18 protein-coding genes are annotated in these 20,575 nt (G+C 73.3%); 4 read left to right on the forward strand and 14 right to left on the reverse strand.

Annotation, left to right across the window (positions count from 1 at the left end):
- Window positions 1-11 precede the first annotated feature (11 nt).
- Together ACFWZH_RS23465 and ACFWZH_RS23470 are read right to left on the reverse strand one after the other, a co-directional pair.
- Window positions 12-1,316 (reverse strand): AI-2E family transporter, encoded by a 1,305-nt coding sequence (locus ACFWZH_RS23465; protein WP_384434443.1) that lies wholly within the window; start codon window positions 1,314-1,316, stop codon window positions 12-14.
- A gap of 204 nt (window positions 1,317-1,520) precedes the next feature.
- Window positions 1,521-1,715 carry a DUF3046 domain-containing protein gene (locus ACFWZH_RS23470; RefSeq protein WP_384434446.1) on the reverse strand — a complete coding sequence of 65 codons (195 nt, stop codon included), beginning with the start codon at window positions 1,713-1,715 and terminating at the stop codon, window positions 1,521-1,523.
- Window positions 1,716-1,793: 78 nt separating this feature from the next.
- On the opposite strand from ACFWZH_RS23470, the gene ACFWZH_RS23475 reads away from it, so the two are divergent.
- Window positions 1,794-2,717, forward strand: coding sequence for a hypothetical protein (locus tag ACFWZH_RS23475; protein ID WP_384434449.1), 924 nt, complete (start codon window positions 1,794-1,796; stop codon window positions 2,715-2,717).
- A gap of 75 nt (window positions 2,718-2,792) precedes the next feature.
- Here the strand turns inward: ACFWZH_RS23475 and ACFWZH_RS23480 are convergent, their stop codons facing one another.
- From ACFWZH_RS23480 to ACFWZH_RS23490, 3 genes are all read right to left on the reverse strand, one after another.
- Window positions 2,793-3,101, reverse strand: a complete 309-nt coding sequence (locus tag ACFWZH_RS23480) for an AzlD domain-containing protein (protein WP_384434451.1) — start codon at window positions 3,099-3,101, stop codon at window positions 2,793-2,795.
- On the reverse strand, window positions 3,098-3,928 hold the full coding sequence (locus tag ACFWZH_RS23485) for an AzlC family ABC transporter permease (protein ID WP_384434454.1): 831 nt from the start codon (window positions 3,926-3,928) through the stop codon (window positions 3,098-3,100). The genes ACFWZH_RS23480 and ACFWZH_RS23485 overlap by 4 nt, the downstream gene beginning before the upstream one ends.
- Window positions 3,929-4,074: 146 nt before the next feature.
- Entirely contained in the window at window positions 4,075-4,959 is an 885-nt protein-coding gene (locus tag ACFWZH_RS23490) for an AraC family ligand binding domain-containing protein (RefSeq protein WP_384434455.1), read from the reverse strand.
- 136 nt (window positions 4,960-5,095) lie between these two features.
- Here ACFWZH_RS23490 and ACFWZH_RS23495 point away from each other — a divergent pair, with 136 nt between their 5' ends.
- The 3 genes from ACFWZH_RS23495 (at window position 5,096) to ACFWZH_RS23505 (ending at window position 11,604) form a co-directional block, all read left to right on the forward strand.
- On the forward strand, window positions 5,096-9,865 hold the full coding sequence (locus ACFWZH_RS23495) for a DEAD/DEAH box helicase (protein WP_384434458.1): 4,770 nt from the start codon (window positions 5,096-5,098) through the stop codon (window positions 9,863-9,865).
- Window positions 9,866-9,950: 85 nt separating this feature from the next.
- Window positions 9,951-10,769: an Fpg/Nei family DNA glycosylase gene (locus ACFWZH_RS23500; protein WP_384434460.1), complete on the forward strand. Its 819-nt coding sequence runs from the start codon at window positions 9,951-9,953 to the stop codon at window positions 10,767-10,769.
- A 58-nt stretch (window positions 10,770-10,827) separates the two neighbouring features.
- Entirely contained in the window at window positions 10,828-11,604 is a 777-nt protein-coding gene (locus ACFWZH_RS23505) for an SDR family NAD(P)-dependent oxidoreductase (protein WP_384434463.1), read from the forward strand.
- Here the strand turns inward: ACFWZH_RS23505 and ACFWZH_RS23510 are convergent.
- The 9 genes from ACFWZH_RS23510 to ACFWZH_RS23550 form a co-directional block, all read right to left on the reverse strand.
- Window positions 11,552-11,911 (reverse strand): hypothetical protein, encoded by a 360-nt coding sequence (locus tag ACFWZH_RS23510; protein ID WP_384434466.1) that lies wholly within the window; start codon window positions 11,909-11,911, stop codon window positions 11,552-11,554. The genes ACFWZH_RS23505 and ACFWZH_RS23510 overlap by 53 nt on opposite strands.
- A gap of 96 nt (window positions 11,912-12,007) precedes the next feature.
- Complete coding sequence (locus tag ACFWZH_RS23515; protein ID WP_384434469.1) at window positions 12,008-12,481, reverse strand: Dps family protein; 474 nt, start codon at window positions 12,479-12,481, stop codon at window positions 12,008-12,010.
- Window positions 12,482-12,724: 243 nt separating this feature from the next.
- Complete coding sequence (locus ACFWZH_RS23520; protein WP_046925688.1) at window positions 12,725-13,108, reverse strand: helix-turn-helix domain-containing protein; 384 nt, start codon at window positions 13,106-13,108, stop codon at window positions 12,725-12,727.
- Between the two features lie 94 nt (window positions 13,109-13,202).
- On the reverse strand, window positions 13,203-13,739 hold the full coding sequence (locus tag ACFWZH_RS23525) for a CinA family protein (RefSeq protein ID WP_384434472.1): 537 nt from the start codon (window positions 13,737-13,739) through the stop codon (window positions 13,203-13,205).
- Window positions 13,736-14,386 carry a CDP-diacylglycerol--glycerol-3-phosphate 3-phosphatidyltransferase gene (gene pgsA / locus ACFWZH_RS23530; RefSeq protein WP_384434475.1) on the reverse strand — a complete coding sequence of 217 codons (651 nt, stop codon included), beginning with the start codon at window positions 14,384-14,386 and terminating at the stop codon, window positions 13,736-13,738. The genes ACFWZH_RS23525 and pgsA overlap by 4 nt, the downstream gene beginning before the upstream one ends.
- A complete protein-coding gene (rimO, locus tag ACFWZH_RS23535) occupies window positions 14,383-15,873 on the reverse strand; it encodes a 30S ribosomal protein S12 methylthiotransferase RimO (protein WP_384434478.1) in 1,491 nt (496 codons plus the stop codon). Before rimO ends, pgsA begins: the two co-directional genes overlap by 4 nt.
- A 105-nt stretch (window positions 15,874-15,978) precedes the next feature.
- Window positions 15,979-16,788, reverse strand: coding sequence for a helix-turn-helix domain-containing protein (locus ACFWZH_RS23540; protein WP_384434481.1), 810 nt, complete (start codon window positions 16,786-16,788; stop codon window positions 15,979-15,981).
- Window positions 16,789-17,011: 223 nt separating this feature from the next.
- Window positions 17,012-19,783 (reverse strand): DNA translocase FtsK, encoded by a 2,772-nt coding sequence (locus ACFWZH_RS23545; protein WP_384434483.1) that lies wholly within the window; start codon window positions 19,781-19,783, stop codon window positions 17,012-17,014.
- Between the two features lie 92 nt (window positions 19,784-19,875).
- Entirely contained in the window at window positions 19,876-20,532 is a 657-nt protein-coding gene (locus ACFWZH_RS23550) for a two-component system response regulator (RefSeq protein ID WP_384434486.1), read from the reverse strand.
- Between the last annotated feature and the right edge of the window lie 43 nt (window positions 20,533-20,575).

The raw sequence follows: 20,575 nt of genomic DNA on the forward strand, positions 1-20,575 counted from the left end.
GGAGGGCGGCCTCAGCGACCGCTCCGGCCGTCCTGACCCCCCTCGGCCGGGGTGGTCTCCGCGTCACCCGGGGCGGCGGCCGTCGCCGGGGCCTCCTGCGAGGACGAGGGCGTTGCGTCCTGCGGGGTGCGGCGGATGCGGGCGAGGAGGCGGGCGCCGCGCCTGCGGCGGACTCTGCCGTGGACCCGCAGGTCGTCGGGGACGTCGTAGCGCTTGACGTAGGCGCCGAGGAAGGCCTGCAGGGTCGCCGTCGCCGGGATGGCGATGAGCGCGCCCACCGCGCCCATCAGGGCCGTACCGGCGACGACCGATCCGAAGGCGACGGCGGGATGGATGTCCACCGTCTTGGCGGTGATCCTCGGCTGCAGGAGGTAGTTCTCGAACTGCTGGTAGATCACGACGAAGCCGAAGACCCACAGGGCGTGCCAGGGATCGACGGTGAACGCGATCAGGATGGGCAGCGCGCCCGCCAGATACGTGCCTATGGTCGGTATGAACTGGGAGACCAGGCCCACCCACATGCCCAGGGCGGGGGCGTACGGGACGCCCATCAGCTCCAGCAGGACGTAGTGCGCGACGCCGGATATCAGCGCCATCAGACCGCGGGAGTAGAGGTAGCCGCCGGTCTTGGCCACGGCGATCTCCCAGGCGCGCAGCACCTCCGTCTGGCGGCGGGGCGGCAGCACCGAGCACAGGGCACGCCGCAGCCGGGGGCCGTCGGCGGCGAAGTAGAACGAGAACAGGGCCACCGTCAGGAGGTTGAACAGGCTTCCCAGCACCGTCGCGGAGACGGCCAGCACGTTGTTGGCGCTGTCCTGGACGTACTTCTGCAGCCAGTCGGACCGCAGCAGGTTGTTCTGCACCTCGACCCGCGACAGGTGGGTGTGCATGGTGCTGTTGATCCAGCTGATGACGGAGTCCAGATACTGCGGGAACTCCTCCACCATCGTGGCTATCTGGCCGGCGAGCATGGAGCCCAGGAGCGCGAAGAAGCCGGCCGCGGCGACGAGGATGCCCAGGAACACCAGCCCGGTCGCCAGCCCGCGCCGCATGCCGCGGGCCGCCATCCAGTCGACGGCCGGCTCGACGGCCAGCGCGAGGAAGAACGCGATCAGCACGTTCAGCAGCAGCGTGATCAGCTGGTGGAATCCCCAGATGGCGAGCTGGTAGCACCCCACGAGGGCGAGTGCGAGCACCATGGCGCGCGGCAGCCAGCGCGGCATCCGCGCATCGGGCCGCGACGCCTCGGGCGGGTCCGCACGCCGGTCCTCGGGCCGTGGAACGTCGTTGCTGGTGATCTCATCAGACACGGGCACGCAGCCAAGTGTCGCGTACGGCGCCGACAATCCCGGTTCTGGGCCGTGGCCGCGTCCGCGATGCCCGGCCTTCGGGGCTTTCCGGGCTTTCCCACCAGCTCGGCGGGGCGAGGCACCGGTGACGGCGGTGGTGGTGCGTGTTTCGGCGCCCGGCGACGAGGCCCCGGCGGGGCGGGCGGCGAGGCCGGAGCCCGGCCCGTCCGCTCAGCGCTTGTCGTGCGGTACGTCCATCACCGAGCAGACCACCCGCCACACCTCTTTGGCGCTCCAGCCCGCGTCCAGCGCCTCGTGGACGGTTCGGCCGCCGAGGCCGGACATCACATGATCGCGCGCGAAGGAGTCGGCGTAGCCCGCGCCGAAGTGATCCGCCATCCGCTGCCAGAAGACCGTCAACCGCATGCCTCCAGTATCCCGCCCTGGGAGGGCAGCGGTGCCCGAGCCGGTGCCACCGGGGGGTTTCGGCCCTACCGTCGGGCCATGGCCGAAAACGAAAGCCCCACCTCGACCCCTCTGGCGCGCGCCGAGCGCTTCGTCTGGCTGACCGCCCGGGTGCTGGAGCAGCGGCTCTTCGAGTACCACTTCCTCGGCGGCGGGGCGGACCCGGTCGAGACCGCGCTCGCCGCGTACCGCAACGACGACGACGGCTTCGGCCACGCCCTGGAGCCCGATCTGCGCGGCCCCGTCAGCCAACCGCTGCACACCGCGCACGCCCTGAAGGTCCTCGATCAGATCGGGCGCTGCGACGGCCGCCAGGTGGAGCGGATCTGCCGCTATCTGACGAAGATCTCGACGCCGCAGGGCGCGCTGCCGGCGCTGGACCCCTCGCTGCGGGGCTATCCGGCCGCGCCGTGGATCCCGGTGGTCGACGATCCGCCGAGCGCGCTGCTGGCCACCGGGCCCGTGGTGGGGACGCTGCACCGCAACGAGGTGTGGCACGCCTGGCTGTTCCGGGCCACGGACTACTGCTGGGCGGCGGTGGAGTCCCTGAAGGAGACCCATCCGTACGAGGCGGAGGCGGCGGTGGCCTTCCTGGACGGTGCCCCGGACCGGCCGCGGGCCGCCGCGGCGGCCGAGCGGCTGGGCCGGCTCGTACGGGAGCAGGGCCTGGTGCTGCTGGACCCCGAGCGCGCCGCGGACGTCCCGGTGGCGCAGGGGTACGCCCCCGGGGAGCACCACCTGGCGTACGACTTCGCGGCGGCGCCCGGCTCGCTGGCCCGCGGCTGGTTCACCGACGCGGAGATGGACCGGGCCCTGGACCACCTCGCCGGCCTCCAGCAGGAGGACGGCGGCTGGCCGGTCAACTGGCGGGTGTGGGCTCCGGGGACGGCGCTGGAGGGCCGCCCGATGGTGACGCTCAGGGCGCTGCTGACCCTGCGGGCCTACGGGCGGCCCCTCGGCTGAGCGCCCACCCGTAGGTGCCGGGCCGTCGGTGGTGGCCGCCGGGCACCGGCCCGCCCCCGGCAAGCCCCGCCGCGCTCACCCGGTCAGTGCCCTTACCCCGGCGGTGACGACCACGGCGACGGCGACGACCAGCAGGAACGGCGCTCGAAGGACGAGCGCGACGGCCGCGGCGGCCACGCCCGCGGCCTTGGCGTCGAGCATCAGGTACCGGCCGTCGCTGAAGGTCTGCTGGGCCGTGAGCGCGGCCAGCAGGGCCACCGGCAGCAGTGCGGCCAGCCGCTTGACGAGGGGGCGCTCCAGTACGCCGGCCGGCGCCGACAGGCCGAGGTACTTGACCAGGTAGCAGCCGACGGCGGTGAGGGCGATCGCGATCCAGACGCTCATGCCCGGTCCTCCTCGGTGGTGGTGTCGCCGGCCGCGCCGCCGTTGTGGCGCGCGGCGGTGCCGGCCCGGCCGGCGCCCGGCCCCCGCGCCGCGCTCGCCCGCTCGCGGCGCCCCTGCACGGCGAGGACGGCGGGTGCGGCCAGCGCCGCGAGCAGGACCGGGACGCCGGTGGGCAGCAGCGGCAGCGTCACCATGAGCACCACCACGGCCAGCCCGGCCGCGGCCCGCTCGACGGCGGTCTTGAGCATCGGTGCGAGGAGCGCCAGGAAGACCGCGGGGCCGGCCGCGTCCAGGCCCCAGGCGTCGGTGTCGCCGAGCGCCTCGGCGCCCAGCGCGCCGGCGAAGGTGGTGAGGTTCCACAGGGCGTAGAGGCTCAGCCCGGTGACGGTGAAGCCCAGCCGGGCGCTGCGGCGGTCGGGCTGGGCCAGGCTGACGGCGGAGGTCTCGTCGATGACCCAGTGGGCGGCGAAGGGTCTGACGCCTGCCCGGTAGCCGAGGACGGTGGACAGCCGCAGACCGTAGAACGCGTTGCGGGTCCCCAGGAAGAAGGCGCCGGCCGCCGCGGTGAACGGGTTCCCGCCCGCGGCGAGCGCGCCCACGAGGGCGAACTGCGAGGCGCCGGTGAACACCAGCAGGCTGAGCGCACACGTCTGCAGCAGGCTGAGGCCGGCTCCGGCCGAGGTCACTCCGAAGGCGAATCCGGAGAGTCCGACGGCGATACCGACGCCGAGGGCGTCCCTGATGACGGCGGAGTCGGGCTTCGCGGTGGCCGCCGGTCCCGGCGGCTCGGTGGGGCCCGCGGGGCGTATCTCTGTCTTTTCTGGCACGCCTCGGACCTTAGGAGTACGCGCCCTCGGTGGTCTTGTACGTTCTTGCGGCCCGGGAGCGCACCTCGGGTCTGTCCTAGGGGGCAGACCTGGGGCCTGTCCGATGGGGCAGGGTCGGACCCGGCCATGACCCAACGGGACAGACCCTAGGCCGACCGCTCCCTGCGGTACGCGCCGGGCGGCACCCCGACGATGCGGGTGAAGTGCCGGTTCAGATGCGGCTGATCGCTGAAGCCGACCTCGACGGCGGTCTGCGCGGGGGTGCGGCCCGCCTCCAGGAGCCTGCGGGCCCGGCGCACCCGGGCATCGGTGAGCCAGGTGTGCGGGGGCATCCCGTACGCGCCTTTGAAGGCCCGCAGCAGCGCGAACGGGCTGGTGCCGAGCTCCTGCGCCAGCTGCTCCAGGGAGGGCGGGTCGGCCATCCGCTCCTCCAGGAGGGCTCGGGCCAGGTCGGCGGTCCGTGCGCCCGCGCTGCGTGGCGTACGGGCCGGGAGCGGGCCTCCGTAGCGGCGCAGCAGCCGGGCGACGGCGATCCGCAGCAGGCTGTCGGCGGCTAGCGCGTTGCCCGCCTCCGCGGCCCCGTGGACCTCGGTGATCATGCGGCCGAGGTGCGGGTCCTCGGCGGTGGTCCGGGTGAATCCGGCGGTGCCGCGCAGCGCCGTGGTCTCCTCGGCTATGTCGGCGACGACCTCGGGCGACGGGTAGAGGGTGGCGTAGGCCCAGCCCTCGGGCGCGCCGGCCCGCGCGGTGTGCGCGACCTCCGGGTTGATCATCACGATGCCGCCGTGGCCGGCCCGGACGGTGCCCTGCTGGAGCCCGACCTCCTCGATGCCGGAGGTGACCGCGCAGACGACGTAGCCGTCGTGGGCGTGGCGGGGGAAGGAGTGCCGGACGTAGCGGGCGCGCAGCAGGTCCAGGCCGGGCAGCCCGGCGTACCGCCAGTGGCGCGCCCACTCCCCGCGCGCCCGCGGCGTGGCGTTCGTGCCGGGGCCGCCGCCGGTTGCCGCGCCGTCCCCGCTGCCCGTGACCATGTCCCCATTCTGGAGGGCCGGGCGGGCTCCCGACCTGGGCGTCCACAGCGTGGACGGGTGTCGCGGGCCCCGTCGGGGGCGGCCGGCGGCCCGCGCGGGGACCGCGTTGTCAGTGGCGCGGTGCACGATGGGGGACATGGCCAAGGCAGCGCTCGACTCGTTCTCTCCCGCGACCCGTGGATGGTTCGCCGGGGCGTTCAGCGCGCCCACCGCCGCGCAGGAGGGTGCCTGGCGGGCGATCGGCGCGGGCTCGGACGTCCTGGTGGTGGCGCCGACGGGATCCGGCAAGACCCTCGCCGCCTTCCTCGCGTCGCTGGACGCGCTGGCGAGCGCTCCCCCGCCCGCCGAGCCGAAGAAGCGCTGCCGGGTGCTGTACGTCTCGCCGCTGAAGGCGCTGGCCGTGGACGTCGAGCGCAATCTGCGCAGTCCCCTGACGGGAATCCGGCAGGAGTCGGTCCGGCTCGGGCTGCCGGAGCCCGACATCAAGGTCGGCATCCGCTCGGGGGACACCCCGCCCGCGGAGCGCCGGTCGATCGCCAACCGCCCGCCGGACATCCTCATCACGACCCCCGAGTCGCTGTTCCTGATGCTGACGTCCTCGGCCCGGGAGGCGCTGGCGGGCGTCGAGACGGTGATCGTGGACGAGGTGCACGCGGTCGCCGGCACGAAGCGCGGCGCGCATCTCGCGCTGTCCCTGGAGCGGCTGGACGAGCTGCTCGACCGTCCCGCCCGCCGCATCGGGCTGTCGGCGACGGTGCGTCCGGTGGAGGAGGTGGCCCGCTATCTGTCCCCCCGGCGCCGGGTGGAGATCGTCCAGCCGCCGTCCGGGAAGCGCTTCGACCTGTCGGTGGTCGTCCCGGTGGAGGACATGGGCGAGCTGGGCGGCTCCCCGGTCCAGGAGGGCGACACGGGCGAGAAGCCCTCCATCTGGCCGCAGGTCGAGGAGCGGATCGCCGATCTCGTCCAGGCCCATCGCTCCACGATCGTCTTCGCCAACTCCCGCCGTCTGGCGGAGCGGTTGTGCAACCGCCTGAACGAGATCGCCTACGAGCGCGCCACTGGTGAGGCGCTGCCCGAACACCACTCCCCGGCGGAGCTGATGGCCGAGTCCGGTGCCGCCAAGGGGGCGCCGCCGCTGCTGGCCCGCGCGCACCACGGCTCGGTGTCCAAGGAGCAACGCGCCCAGGTGGAGGAGGACTTGAAGGCGGGCCGGCTGCCGGCCGTGGTCGCCACCTCCAGTCTGGAGCTGGGCATCGACATGGGCGCGGTCGATCTGGTCGTCCAGGTCGAGTCGCCGCCGTCGGTCGCCTCCGGGCTGCAGCGGGTCGGCCGGGCCGGGCATCAGGTCGGCGCGGTCTCGACGGGCATCGTCTTCCCCAAGTACCGCGGCGATCTGGTGCAGGCGGCCGTGGTGACCGAACGGATGCGCTCGGGCGCCATCGAGGCGCTGCGGGTGCCCGCCAATCCGCTGGACGTGCTCGCCCAGCAGCTCGTCGCCATGGCCGCGATGGACACCTGGGACGTCGAGGAGCTGCTGGCCGTCGTCCGGCGGGCCGCCCCCTTCGCGGCGCTCCCCGAGTCGGCGTTCACGGCCGTGCTGGACATGCTCGCCGGCCGCTATCCCTCCGACGCCTTCGCCGAGCTGCGGCCGCGCCTGGTGTGGGACCGCGTCGCGCAGACCGTCACGGGCCGTCCCGGGGCCCAGCGCCTGGCCGTCACCTCCGGCGGCACGATCCCCGACCGCGGCCTGTTCGGCGTGTTCCTCGCCGGCGACTCCGGCAAGGGCGGGCGGCGGGTGGGCGAGCTGGACGAGGAGATGGTCTACGAGTCCCGCGTCGGCGATGTCTTCACCCTCGGCACGACGTCCTGGCGCATCGAGGACATCACCCGCGACCGGGTGCTGGTCACCCCCGCCCCGGGAGTCCCCGGCCGGCTGCCGTTCTGGAAGGGCGACCAGCTGGGCCGCCCCCTGGAACTGGGCCGTGCGCTGGGCGCGTTCCTCAGGGAGATCGGCTCGCTCGGCCCGGAGGACGCCGGGGCCCGGCTGTCCGCCGCCGGGCTGGACGCCTGGGCGGTGTCCAATGTGCTGGGTTATCTCGCCGAGCAGAAGCAGGCCTGCGGCCATGTCCCCGACGACCGCACGATCGTCGTCGAGCGGTTCCGCGACGAGCTCGGCGATTGGCGGGTGGTCATCCACTCCCCCTTCGGCGCGCAGGTCCACGCCCCCTGGGCGCTGGCCCTCGGCGCCCGCCTCGCCGAGCGCTACGGCATGGACGCCCAGGTGATGCACGCCGACGACGGCATCGTGCTGCGGCTGCCGGACGCCGATCTGATGGGCCTGGACCTCCTCGACGGGGACGGCGGCTTCGACCCGTCGGCCGACCCGGGCCTGGTGGCCCGCGGCGCGGAGTACGACCCGGAGCAGTCCCCGGTGGGGGCCGCCGACGTCGCCTTCGACCACGGCGAGGTCGATCAGCTCGTCACCGACCAGGTGGGCGGGTCCGCGCTGTTCGCCGCCCGGTTCCGCGAATGCGCCGCCCGTGCCCTGCTGCTGCCGCGGCGCAGCCCCGGCAAGCGCACACCGCTGTGGCAGCAGCGTCAGCGCGCCGCCCAGCTGCTCCAGGTGGCCAGCGAGTTCGGGTCCTTCCCCATCGTGCTGGAAGCCGTCCGCGAATGCCTCCAGGACGTCTTCGACGTGCCGGGCCTGACGGAGCTGATGGGCGACATCGAGGCCCGCCGGGTCCGCCTGGTGGAGGTCACCACCCCCGAGCCGTCCCCCTTCGCCCGCTCGCTGCTGTTCGGCTATGTCGCGCAGTTCCTGTACGAGGGCGACTCCCCGCTCGCCGAGCGCCGCGCCGCCGCGCTGTCGCTGGATTCCCGGCTGCTCGCCGAGCTGCTGGGCCAGGCCGAGCTGCGCGAGCTGCTGGACGCGGAGGTGCTGGCCGAACTGGAGCGCGAGCTGCAGTGGCGGACGGAGGACCGGCGCGTCAAGGACGTCGAGGGCGTCGCCGACGTGCTGCGGCTGCTGGGTCCGCTGACGGACGCCGAACTGGCCGAGCGCGGCGCGGACCCGGCGTGGACCAGGGAACTGGCCGCCGCCCGCCGCGCCATCGCGGTGCGGATCGCCGGCGCCGACCACTGGGCCGCCGTCGAGGACGCCGGGCGGCTGCGCGACGCGTTGGGTACGGCGCTGCCGGTCGGCGTCCCGGAGTCGTTCACCGAACCGGTCAAGGACCCGCTCGGCGACCTGCTGTCCCGCTACGCCCGTACGCACGGCCCGTTCACCTCCGAGCAGGCGGCCGCCCGCTTCGGTCTCGGCACGGCCGTCACCGACGGCGCGCTGCACCGCCTCGCGGCCGCCGGCCGGGTCGTCCAGGGGGAGTTCCACCCCGCGGGCATCGGCCAGGAGTGGTGCGACGCGCAGGTGCTGCGCAGGCTGCGCCGCCGCTCGCTGGCCGCGCTGCGCGAGGAGCTGGAACCGGTGCCGCCCGCCGCGCTCGCCGCCTTCCTCCCCCAGTGGCAGCACGTCGGCGCCCCCCGACCGGCGCCGCCCGCCGGGCATCCGGCGCCGCCCGCCGGCGCGTCGTACGGCCTGCGCGGTATCGACGGCCTGGTGCGCGCCATCGAGCAACTGCAGGGCGCGCCGGTTCCGGCCTCCGCCCTGGAGAAGCTGGTGCTGCCGTCCCGCGTCGGCGGCTACACCCCCGCCCTGCTGGACGAACTCACCGCCACCGGCGAGGTGTTGTGGGCCGGCGCCGGTGCGCTCCCCGGCAAGGACGGCTGGCTCTCCCTCCATCTCGCCGACTCCGCCCCGCTGCTGCTCCCGCCGCCCCTCCCGCTGGAACTGACCGCCCTGCACGAGTCGTTGCTCGCCGCCCTCGCCCCGGGGTACGGCCTGTTCTTCCGCCAGCTCGCCGACCAGGTCCGGGCCACCACTCACCCCGATGCCACCGACCCCCAACTGGCCGACGCCCTGTGGGAGCTGGCCTGGTCGGGCCGGCTGACCAACGACACCCTCGCCCCGATGCGCGCCCTGCTGGGCTCGGGCCGCACGGCCGGCTCGACCGCCCACCGCGCCCGGCGGGCCGTCCCCCGCGGCAGATACGGGTCGCTGACCGCGGCGGCGGGCCGCGGCCGCCCCACCGCCTCCCGCTCCGGCCCGCCGACCGTGGGCGGCCGCTGGTCGCTGCTGCCCGCCCCCGAGGCGGACGCCACCCACCGCGCCCACGCCCTGGCGCGTACGCTCCTGGACCGGCACGGCATCGTCACCCGCGGGGCGGTGGCCGCCGAGGGGGTGGAGGGCGGCTTCTCCGCGGCGTATCGCGTGCTGGCCGCGTTCGAGGAGTCCGGTCAGGCCCGTCGCGGCTATGTCGTCGAAGGGCTGGGCGCCGCCCAGTTCGCGATGGACGGCGCGGTGGACCGGCTGCGGGCGGTGAGCAACCAGCGGGAGCGCGCGGGCGATGTCGAGGATGCGCTGCCGGTCAGCGGCCGCGGGCGGCCGGGAGGCGGCCCGCGGCGCGCCGTCGTCCTGGCCGCCGCCGATCCGGCCAACGCCTACGGTGCCGCCCTGCCCTGGCCCGACCCGCCGGAGGGCTCCACCCACAAGCCCGGCCGCAAGGCGGGCTCCCTGGTCGTCCTGGTCGACGGTGAGCTGACGCTCTACATGGAGCGCGGCGGCAAGACCCTGCTCCTCTGGCCGCTCGGCCATGACCCGGCCCGGGCGTCCACCGACCCCCGTCTCACGCTGGCGGTCGAGGCGCTCACGGACGCCGCCCGGGCCGGTGCGGTGGGCACCCTCACGACCGAACGCATCAACGGCACCGCGGCGCTCACCTCCCCCTTCGCCACCACCCTGGAGTCGGCCGGCTTCCATCCGACCCCCCGGGGGCTGCGACTGCGGGGCTGACGACGTCGGCCGGCCGCCCGGTCGCCGCCGGGCCGCCCGCGCCGCCGGGCCGCCCGGCGCCGCCGACTCCCGGCATGATGGTGGCATGCCCGAAGGCGACACCGTCTGGCGCTTGGCTCAGCGGCTCCACGAAGCGCTGGCCGGCCGTCCGCTGACCCGGTGCGACCTGCGCGTTCCACGGCTCGCGACGGTGGACCTCACCGGCCGCGAGGTGCTGGCGGTGGTCTCCCGCGGCAAGCACCTCCTCACCCGTTTCGGGGGCGGCCTGACCCTGCACTCCCATCTGCGGATGGACGGCGCCTGGAAGATCTACGGCCCCGACGAGCGCTGGCGCGGCGGCCCGGCCCACCAGATCAGGGCGATCCTGGGCACCGCGGAGCACACCGCCGTCGGCTACCGCCTCCCCGTCCTCGATCTGCTGCCCACCGCCGAGGAGCCCCGGGTCGTCGGCCATCTGGGGCCCGACCTCCTCGGCCCCGACTGGGACCCCGCCGAGGCCCTGCGCCGACTGCTCGCCGCCCCGGAGCGGCCACTCGGCGAGGCCCTGCTCGACCAGCGCAATCTCGCCGGGATCGGCAATGTCTACAAGTCCGAGCTGTGCTTCGTCCTGCGGGCCTCCCCCTGGCTCCCCATCGGCGAGCTGCCCGCCCCGGAGCGGGCGCCCGCGCTCGCCAGGAAGCTCCTGGAGGCCAACAGACGGCGCCCGGCCCGCACCACCACCCCCAGCGCGCGCCCCGACCGCCGGTTGTGGGTCTACGGCCGGGCCGGCCGCCCCTGCCTGCGCTGCGGTACGGCCGTGCGCACCACCGGCCAGGAACCCGCCGCGGAAGAACGCGTCACCTACTGGTGCCCCGCCTGCCAGCCGGCCCCGCCGGGCGGCGGCCAGCCCGCCTCCGCCCCCTGACCCACATTCCCGCCCCCACTAATTGACGCCCCGTCAGATTCCTCCCTACCCTCGCATCATGCCCCTCACCGCGTACGACCTCACGGGCCGCACCGCGATCGTCACCGGCGCGGCAAGAGGCATCGGCCGGGCCACCGCCGCCCTCCTCGCCGAGGCCGGTGCCACCGTCCACTGCGCGGACCTCGACGAGCCGGGCGTCCGGGCGACCGCCGCGGCCCTCACCGCCGCCGGCGGCACCGCGCACCCGCACCCCCTCGACGTCACCCGCCGCGACCAGGTCGCCGCCGTGGTCGCCGCCGCCCGCGAGACCACCGGCCGCCTCGACGTGATGGCGAACATCGCCGGGATCATGCACTCCTCCCCCGTGCTGGAGACCGCCGAAGAGGATCTGGACCGGGTCTGGGACACCAACTTCAAGGGCGTGCTGTACGGCTGCCAGGAGGCGGCCCGCGCCATGATCGCCACCGCCACCCGGGGGTCCATCGTCACCATGGCCTCCGGCGCGATCGACACCGGCGCACCCGGCCTGCTCTGCTACGGCGCCGCCAAGGCCGCCGTCGTACAGCTCACCAGGACCCTGGCCGCCGAGGTCGGCCGGCACGGCATCCGCGTCAACGCCGTCGCCCCTGGCTGGATACGCACGGCGATGACCGACCGCCACGACGCCGAGGCCCAGCGGCAGGCGGAGCGGCCGATGATCCGGATGTCACCACTGGGGCGCGTGGGCGAACCCGAGGACGTCGCGCACGCCGTGCTCCATCTGGTCAGCGACGCCTCGTCCTTCACGACCGGCCAGATCCTCCGCCCGAACGGCGGCGTCGCGATGCCCTGGTGAACACCGCCCGGACCCCGCGGAACCCACGACCCACGGCGCTCCGGCATATGCCCTCACGCCGCCCCGTCCACGGGACGCAGTGCACCGGCAGCAGGCTCAGCCCCCAGCCGCCCAGCGTCACGGCCCCCTCGACCACCCCCGCCGACTGCGGCCACACCGTCAGCCGGACCACCGCCCACCACCACAGCCCCCCGACGAGGGCCGCGGATATCCAGCGCCCCGGCACGGCCCGCGGCCGCCGGCCGGCCGACTCACAGGTGGTGAGCCGGCCGCCCGGTCCGCGGGCCGGGATTCCACGCCTCGCCATGGGTGCCTCCTCCGGCCGACGCTAGACGGGGCCTGCCGTCGAGGGGGAGAGCGCACCGGCGCACTTCCGGCGCGCGGGCACCACCGCACGCCCCGATCAGTGGTGGGCCTCGGCCTGGAACATCCAGTGGTGCTTCTCCAGGTCGGCGGTGAGACCGATGAGGATGTCCTGGCTGACCGGGTCCGGGTCGGCGGTGGCGATGATCCGCTCGCGCATCCGGGTGATGACCGCGCCCAGCGCGCCCACCATGGCCCGCACCACCTCGCCGTCCTTGATCCAGCCGTCCTGCACCTCGTTGATGCCGCTGGTCTTGGCGACGGTGGCGGCCCGCCCGTCGGGGGACACCCCGATCGCGGACGCCCGCTCGGCCACCGTGTCGGCGTGCCGGCGCGCGCTGGCGACCACATCGTCGAGCTGGAGGTGTACGGAGCGGAATCGCGGGCCGATGACGTTCCAGTGCACCTGCTTGGCGACGAGGGAGAGGTCCACCAGATCGACGAGTGCTCCCTGCAGCGCGTGCCCGACGGTGGTGCGGTCGGCGTCGGACAGCGTGCTCTTGACGACGGACATCCGGATGCTCCTGTTCGGACGGGGGTACGGCGCGGGATCGAGGGGTTGCCCGGCACGATCGACGAGGGATCAATCGGGCGATTTGTATGACTTCGCCATCGTATAGACGAATCGCCTGTTCCGTGCGGCCCGGACGGACCGCCCGCGGGCTCCCCACCGGCCCCGCCCGCCCCCCGCCCCCGCACAGCACCGAGCCCCGGCGGACTGCTGCCCGCCGGGGCTCGGTACGTACGAACAGGGGTGTCAGGCCGCGACGACATCCACGACGTCGGCCGGCGACTTGATGGTCACGCGATCCTCCGGCACACCGGCCAGGGATGTGACGGACACCGAATTGAGCTTCGGCCGCACCGGTGCCGGCACCGGGTCGCTCGCGGCCGCGGACGCTGCCAGCTCGGCGAGCGCGAGCTCGTCGCTGACCTCCCGCATGAGCTCGGACATGCGCACGTCCAGTGCGTCACAGATCGCCGAGAGCAGCTCGGAGGACGCCTCCTTCTGCCCCCTCTCGACCTCGGACAAATAGCCGAGCGATACCCGGGCGGAGGACGAGACCTCGCGCAGGGTTCGGCCCTGGCGCTGACGCTGACGGCGCAGCACGTCACCCAGCAGGCGACGAAGCAGAATCATCGCTGGCTCCCTCCTCGGACCTCGGATCCGGATCCTTCTCGCCCCACCGTACCGCCTCGGGCCGTACGTGTGCCGGGCGCAAGTACGTGTTCACTCAGGGCTGCAAACATCCATTCCCCCCGTGTTGTTCCGTATCCTGTGCCCGCATATTTTCTGTCAGTTCGCTCAACAACAGTGCGAGCACGGCGTCGATGGTGTCCTGGCGGATCCGCTGACGATCACCCGACAGCGCCAGCCGGCGCACCGTCCCCGCCCCGCCCGGGCCCCGGACCGCCACGAAAACGGTGCCCACCGGCTGCCCGTCCTGCGGATCCGGCCCGGCCACGCCGGTCGTGGCGATACCCCAGTCGGCACCCAGCACCCGCCGCACACCGTCCGCCATCTGCCCCGCGACCTCGGCGTCCACCGCCCCGCGCGCCGCCAGCAGGGCCCCGTCGACGCCCAGCACATCCCGCTTGACCTCGGTGGCGTACGCCGTGACCGAGCCCCGCACGGCCCGCGAGGCCCCGGGGACGGCGGTCAGCGCGCCCGCCACCAGGCCGCCGGTCAGCGACTCGGCCACCGCCAGGCTCTGCCCCCGCCCGGCGAGCAGCTCCAGCGCCCCGGCCGCGGCAGAACCCGGCCCGGTCACCGGCCCGTGTCCCTTGCCACCCGCTCGGCCCGCTCACGAGCCAGCCCGGCCCGGCGCAGCATGACGGCCTGGCGGACGTAGTCGAGTCCGGTGGCGACGGTCAGCACGACGGCCACCGCCATCACCCACCAGCGGAAGGTCGCCAGCGGCCCGGTCAGCACCAGGACGTACATACCGACCGCGGTCCCCTGCGCCAATGTCTTGATCTTGCCGCCACGACTGGCCGGAATGACCCCGTGCTTGATCACCCAGAACCGCATCAGCGTGATGCCCAGCTCACGGAAGAGGATCACGCCGGTCACCCACCAGGGCAGGTCCCCCAGTACCGACAGGCAGATCAGCGCGGCCCCCATGATCGCCTTGTCCGCGATCGGGTCGGCGATCTTGCCGAAGTCGGTGACCAGGTTGTACGTGCGGGCCAGATGCCCGTCGAAGACATCGGTGATCATGGCGATGGCGAACGCGGCCCAGGCGAAGGCGCGCCAGGCCCGATCGGTTCCGTCGTCGTGCATCAGCAGCATGACGAAGGCCGGCACCAACACCAGCCGCAGCATCGTCAGGACGTTGGCGATGTTCCACAGCCCGGCCTGCCGGACGGCCGGCGCCGTGCGCGGCCCACCAGCTGCGGAAGCCGGGACTCCGGTCATCTGCCCGCCTCCTCGGTACACCCTGTGCCGCCCACCGACAGCACCTCGGCCACGAGGTCCACGCCCTCGCTCCCCACGACCTTTGCTTCGACCATACGACCGGGCAGCAGCTCCTGGCCGGTCGACAGCAGGGTGCTGCCATCGGTCTCCGGCGCCTGGTGCGCGGCCCGCCCGACGAGGCCGTCCTCGTCGTCGATCCGGTCGACCAGCACCCGCACCGTCTCGCCGATCCGCTCCTCGGCGCGCTGCGCGGTCAGCTCCTCGGCCAGCCGCGACACCCGCGCCAGCCGCTCGGCGACCTCGTCCGGATCGACCTTGTCCTCGTAGGAGGCGGCCTCGGTGCCGTCCTCGTCGGAGTAGCCGAAGACGCCGATGGCATCGAGCCGGGCCTCGGTGATGAAGCGCTCCAGCTCCGCCAGGTCGCTCTCGCTCTCCCCGGGGAAGCCAACGATGAAGTTGGAGCGGGCACCGGCCTGCGGCGCCTTCGTCCGGATCGTCTCCAGCAGCTCCAGGAAGCTGTCGGTGCCGCCGAAGCGCCGCATCGCCCGCAGCACACCGGGCGCGGAGTGCTGGAAGGACAGGTCGAAGTACGGCGCGACCTTGTCCGTACCGGTCAGCACGTCGATCAGCCCGGGCCGCATCTCGGCCGGCTGCAGATAGCTGACCCGGATCCGCTCGATGCCGTCGACGGCCGCCAGCTCCGGCAGCAGCGTCTCCAGCAGCCGGATGTCGCCGAGGTCCTTGCCGTAGGAGGTGTTGTTCTCGGAGACCAGCATGATCTCCTTGACGCCCTGCTCGGCCAGCCAGCGCGTCTCCCCGAGCACGTCGGAGGGCCGGCGGGAGATGAAGGAGCCGCGGAAGGACGGAATGGCGCAGAACGTGCAGCGGCGGTCGCAGCCGGAGGCCAGCTTCACCGAGGCGACCGGGCTCGCGTCCAGGCGGCGGCGCAGCGGCGCCCGCGGTCCGGACTTCGGGGCGACGCCCTCGGGCAGGTCCTCGGGAGCCGAGGCCAGCGCGTCCCCGTGGCCGGGCAGCGCCACGCCGTCGGCCTGCTGCCGCTCGGCCGGGCTGATCGGCAGCAGCTTGCGGCGGTCGCGCGGCGCGTGGGCCTGCACGTTTCCACCGCTCAGGATCGTCTGCAGGCGGTCGGAGATATCGGTGTAGTCGTCGAAGCCGAGCACTCCGTCGGCCTCGGGCAGCGCCTCGGCCAGCTCCTTGCCGTAGCGCTCGGCCATGCAGCCGACGGCCACCACGGCCTGGGTTCTGCCATGATCCTTCAGATCGTTGGCTTCCAGCAGGGCATCGACGGAGTCCTTCTTGGCGGCTTCGACGAAGCCGCAGGTGTTGACGACGGCGACATCGGCATCGGCGGCTTCCTCGACGAGTTCCCAGCCGTCCGCCGCCAGGCGGCCGGCGAGTTCCTCCGAGTCCACCTCGTTACGGGCGCAGCCAAGGGTGACAAGGGCGACGGTACGGCGTTCGGGCATAGGGCTCAGCCTACTTCGTCCCGGACACACCCTTGGCGCGCAGGTCTCCGCCGCCGGCCCCGGGCGCCCCGGGCCGGGCGGCGGACGCCCTCGTGGCAGGCGCTCTCAGCCCGCCTGCGGGTCTCCCGGCGTGTAGCTGAGCCGCTCCACCGGGCCCTTCTCGCCGATCTCCTTGACTTCCTTGCCGTTGACGTACAGCTGTACGACCGGGGCGTTGCCGAGGACCAGGTCGATCCGCTTCTTGTCCGTGATCGTCTTGGACTCGCCCTGCTTGAGCAGGCTGTCCTCCAGCAGCTTTCCGTTGGCGTCCTTGGCGGAGACCCAGCTCTGGCCGTCGCGGGCGGTGACCTTGATCGTGACCTTGTCCTTCGGCAGCCCGGCGACCGCGCTGTCGGAGGGCTCGGGCTTGAGGGGCGGCTTGATCGTCGAGGGGTGGCGGGTGGGTGCCGGCGCGGGCTTGGCGTTGGCGTCGCCGGCCGCGATCGGGCCGTTGTCGCTCCGCTCGCCGCCGCTGAAGAGCGTGAAGCCGACGAAGCCGACCACGGCGACGATCGCCGCGACCATGGCAGCCGTCCAGTTCGGCCGCCGCGGCTCGGAGCGGATCCGCTCGGCCTCGAAGATCGGGGCGGCGAGCTCGGTCGGCGTGGGCCGTCCACCGTGCTCGGCGTCGAACTGGTCGATCAGCGGATGGGGGTCGAGGGAGACGGCGCGAGCGAGCGCTCTGATGTGTCCCCGGGCGTAGACGTCGCCGCCGCAGCGCGAGAAGTCGTCCTGCTCGATCGCCTGAACGATGGGGATGCGCACCCGCGTCGTCGTACTGACCTCTTCGACGGTCAGTCCCGCCGCGATACGGGCCTGCTGGAGGGCACGACCGACGGAAGGCCGGTCGGATTCGGGGGAGTTGCCGATGGACACGGGGGCGCCTTTCGAGCGTGTAGCCACCTGCTGGAAGTTCAGTCTAGGGGTGGAGCGAAAGGGTCGGGCAAGCGGGAGGGCGGAGTTTGTACGCCATCGGAACGCCCGCGGCGGTGCCAAGGGGTTGATGACGAAGCATCGTTCCCTCGCCTCCCTCAACTTGACGTGTCGGCAGGAGAAACGGTTGCGTGCTTCTCTCGTACGAGTGACCCGGATGTGTGTGCTACTGGGTAGCCTCCCCCCGGATCACCGCCAGCACTCCGTCCAATTCATCCGGCTTCACCAGAACGTCACGCGCCTTGGAGCCCTCGCTCGGCCCGACGATGTTCCGGGACTCCATCAGGTCCATCAGCCGTCCGGCCTTGGCGAACCCCACCCTCAGCTTGCGCTGGAGCATCGACGTCGACCCGAACTGGGTGGAAACCACCAGTTCAGCGGCTTGACACAGCAGATCGAGGTCATCGCCGATGTCCTCGTCGATCTCCCTCTTCTGCTTGCTGCCCACGGTGACGTCGTCGCGGAAGACCGGCGCCATCTGGTCCTTGCAGTGCTGGACCACGGCCGCGACCTCGGCCTCGGTCACGAAAGCGCCCTGCATACGGACCGGCTTGTTCGCACCCATCGGCAGGAACAGCCCGTCGCCCTTGCCGATCAGCTTCTCGGCGCCCGGCTGGTCGAGGATGACCCGGCTGTCGGCGAGCGAGGAGGTGGCGAACGCGAGCCGGGAGGGCACATTGGCCTTGATCAGACCGGTGACGACGTCGACGGACGGCCGCTGGGTGGCGAGCACGAGGTGGATACCGGCCGCCCGGGCGAGCTGGGTGATGCGGACGATCGAGTCCTCCACATCGCGCGGCGCGACCATCATCAGGTCGGCCAGCTCGTCGACGATCACCAGCAGGTACGGGTACGGCGCCAGCTCCCGCTCGCTGCCCTCGGGCGAGGTGACCTTGCCGCTGCGCACCGCCTCGTTGAAGTCGTCGATGTGCCGGAAGCCGTAGGCCGCGAGGTCGTCGTAGCGCAGATCCATCTCGCGGACCACCCACTGCAGCGCCTCGGCGGCCCGCTTGGGGTTGGTGATGATCGGCGTGATCAGATGCGGGATGCCCTCGTACGCGGTCAGCTCGACCCGCTTGGGGTCGACCAGCACCATCCGGACGTCCTCCGGCGTAGCGCGCACCATGACCGAGGTGATCAGGCAGTTGATGCAGGACGACTTGCCGGAGCCGGTGGCGCCCGCGACGAGCACATGCGGCATCTTGGTCATGTTGGCCATGACGTAGCCGCCCTCGACGTCCTTGCCGAGCGCCACCAGCATCGGATGGTCGTCGCCCGCGGCGTCGGCCAGCCGCAGCACGTCGCCGAGGTTGACCATCTCGCGGTCGGTGTTGGGGATCTCGATGCCGACCGCGGACTTGCCCGGGATCGGGCTGATGATGCGGACGTCGGGGCTGGCGACGGCGTAGGCGATGTTCTTGGCCAGCGCGGTGATCTTCTCGACCTTGACCGCGGGGCCGAGCTCGACCTCGTAACGGGTGACCGTCGGGCCGCGGGTGAAGCCGGTGACCGCGGCGTCGACCTTGAACTCCTGGAAGACCGTCGTCAGCGCGGTCACTATGGCGTCGTTCGCGGCGCTGCGGGTCTTGCCGGGGCCGCCCCGCGAGAGCAGCTCCAGCGAGGGCAGCGCGTAGGTGATGTCGCCGGACAGCTGCAGCTGCTCGGCGCGCGCCGGCAGATCGCCGGACGGCTCGGGCGGGGCCTTGGTGAAGTCCGGCACGGACGGGGTCCGCTCGGCGGTGGCCGGCGCCGGCTCCGCCTCGCGGGCCGGCGGCACCGTGCCGCCCTCCACCGCGGTGTCCTCGCGGCCGTACTCCCCGTGCTCCCCGGAGATGCCGCTGCTGAGCCCGGCGACGAGCGGTGAGGGCTGGACCCCGTGCAGCACCGCGCCGTCCAGCGCCGCGGCGGCCGCGGCGGCGACGTCCACCGCGTCCATCGGCCGGTCCGCGGCGGGCTGCGCGGAGGCCCGCCGTGGGCGCCGCCGCTTGGCCAGCGCCGCTTCCTCTATGGCGTCCGGGTCGGGCGCGGCGGGCGTCGCGGAGGCGCCGCGCCGCGGCTTGCGGACGGGCCGCTCGCGCCACTCGTCCGCATACTCCTCGACCTCGTCGAAGTCCGCCTCGGGCTCGGCGGGGTGCACCACGCCCAGTCGTACGCCGAGCGCCCGCAGCCGCTGCGGAATGGCGTTCACCGGCGTCGCGGTGACCACCAGCAGTCCGAAGAGGGTCAGCAGCGCCAGCAGCGCCACGGCCAGGGTCTGCCCCACGGTGAAGATCAGCGGCTTGGACGCCACCCACCCGACATAGCCGCCGGCGTCCTGTATGGCGGGCAGCCCGTCGTCGCGGCCGGGCGATCCGCACGCCATCGCCACCTGTCCCAGGACGCCGACGACCAGCGCGGACAGTCCGATGACGATCCGGCCGTTGGCCTCCGGCTTCTCGGGGTGCCGGATGAGGCGTACCGCGATGCCGCCCAGCAGTATCGGCACGACCAGGTCGAGCCGGCCGAACGCGCCGGTCACCAGCAGCTCGACGAGATCGCCGACCGGCCCGGAGAGGTTGGACCAGGTGCCGGCCGCGATGACCAGCGCCAGGCCGAGCAGCCCCAGCGCCAGGCCGTCCTTGCGGTGCGCCGGGTCGAGGTTCTTCGCGCCGCGGCCCATGCCCCGGAACACCGCTCCGATGGCGTGCGCGAGGCCCAGCCAGCAGGCGCGGGCGAGGCGGTAGACACCGCCGGTCGGTGACGGCGCGGGTTTCGGCGCGGCCTTCTTGGCCGGTGCCTTCTTCGCCGGGCTCTTCTTCACCGCCGCTTTCTTGGCGGCCGGCTTCGCGGGCGCCTTCTTCGCGGCGGTCTTCTTGGCCGCGCCCCCGGACCGTCCGGCGCGCTGCTTCGAGGGGCCCGCCGCGCTCTGGGTTCCCTTGCCGGACGTACGTGAGGCCATGGCGACGAGATTACAGGCGACCGCGGGCATGACACGAGCGCGCGGCGCTTCACCCATCCGTGTCGCGCGCCCGCCTCATGAAAGGCAGTCAGTTATCCCGCGGTGCCCGAACCCGGCTCCAGGGCGTCCAGCGCCCTGCGCAGCCCGGTCAGCTTGCGCTCCAGATGGGCCGCGGTGGCCACCGCGGCGGCGTCCGCCGTCTCGTCCAGCTGTTTGGAGAGCGCCTCGGCCTGCTCCTCGACCGCGGCCAGCCGCGCGGAGAGCTCGGCGAGCAGCCCCGCGGACTCCCTCGCCTCGTCGGCGCTCGGCCGGCCGCCCTCCAGCTGCAGCCTCAGCAGGGACGCCTGCTCCCGCAGTTGGCAGTTCTTCATGTACAGCTCGACGAAGACCGAGACCTTGGCGCGCAGCACCCACGGGTCGAACGGCTTGGAGATGTAGTCCACCGCGCCGGCCGCGTAGCCGCGGAAGGTGTGGTGCGGGCCGTGGTTGATGGCCGTGAGGAAGATGATCGGGATGTCACGGGTGCGCTCGCGCCGCTTGATGTGCGCGGCGGTCTCGAAACCGTCCATACCCGGCATCTGCACATCGAGCAGAATGACCGCGAAATCGTCGGTGAGCAGTGCTTTGAGCGCTTCCTCCCCGGACGATGCCCGCACCAGTGTCTGATCGAGCGCGGAGAGGATCGCCTCCAGCGCCAGCAGATTCTCCGGCCGGTCATCGACCAGGAGGATCTTGGCCTTCTGCACCATGGCCCGTCCTCCTCGCCCCGGCATGGAACCGGACGCCGCCCCA

It is taken from the genome of Streptomyces sp. NPDC059008, assembly GCF_042749045.1.
In the GTDB taxonomy this organism is placed as follows: domain Bacteria; phylum Actinomycetota; class Actinomycetes; order Streptomycetales; family Streptomycetaceae; genus Streptomyces.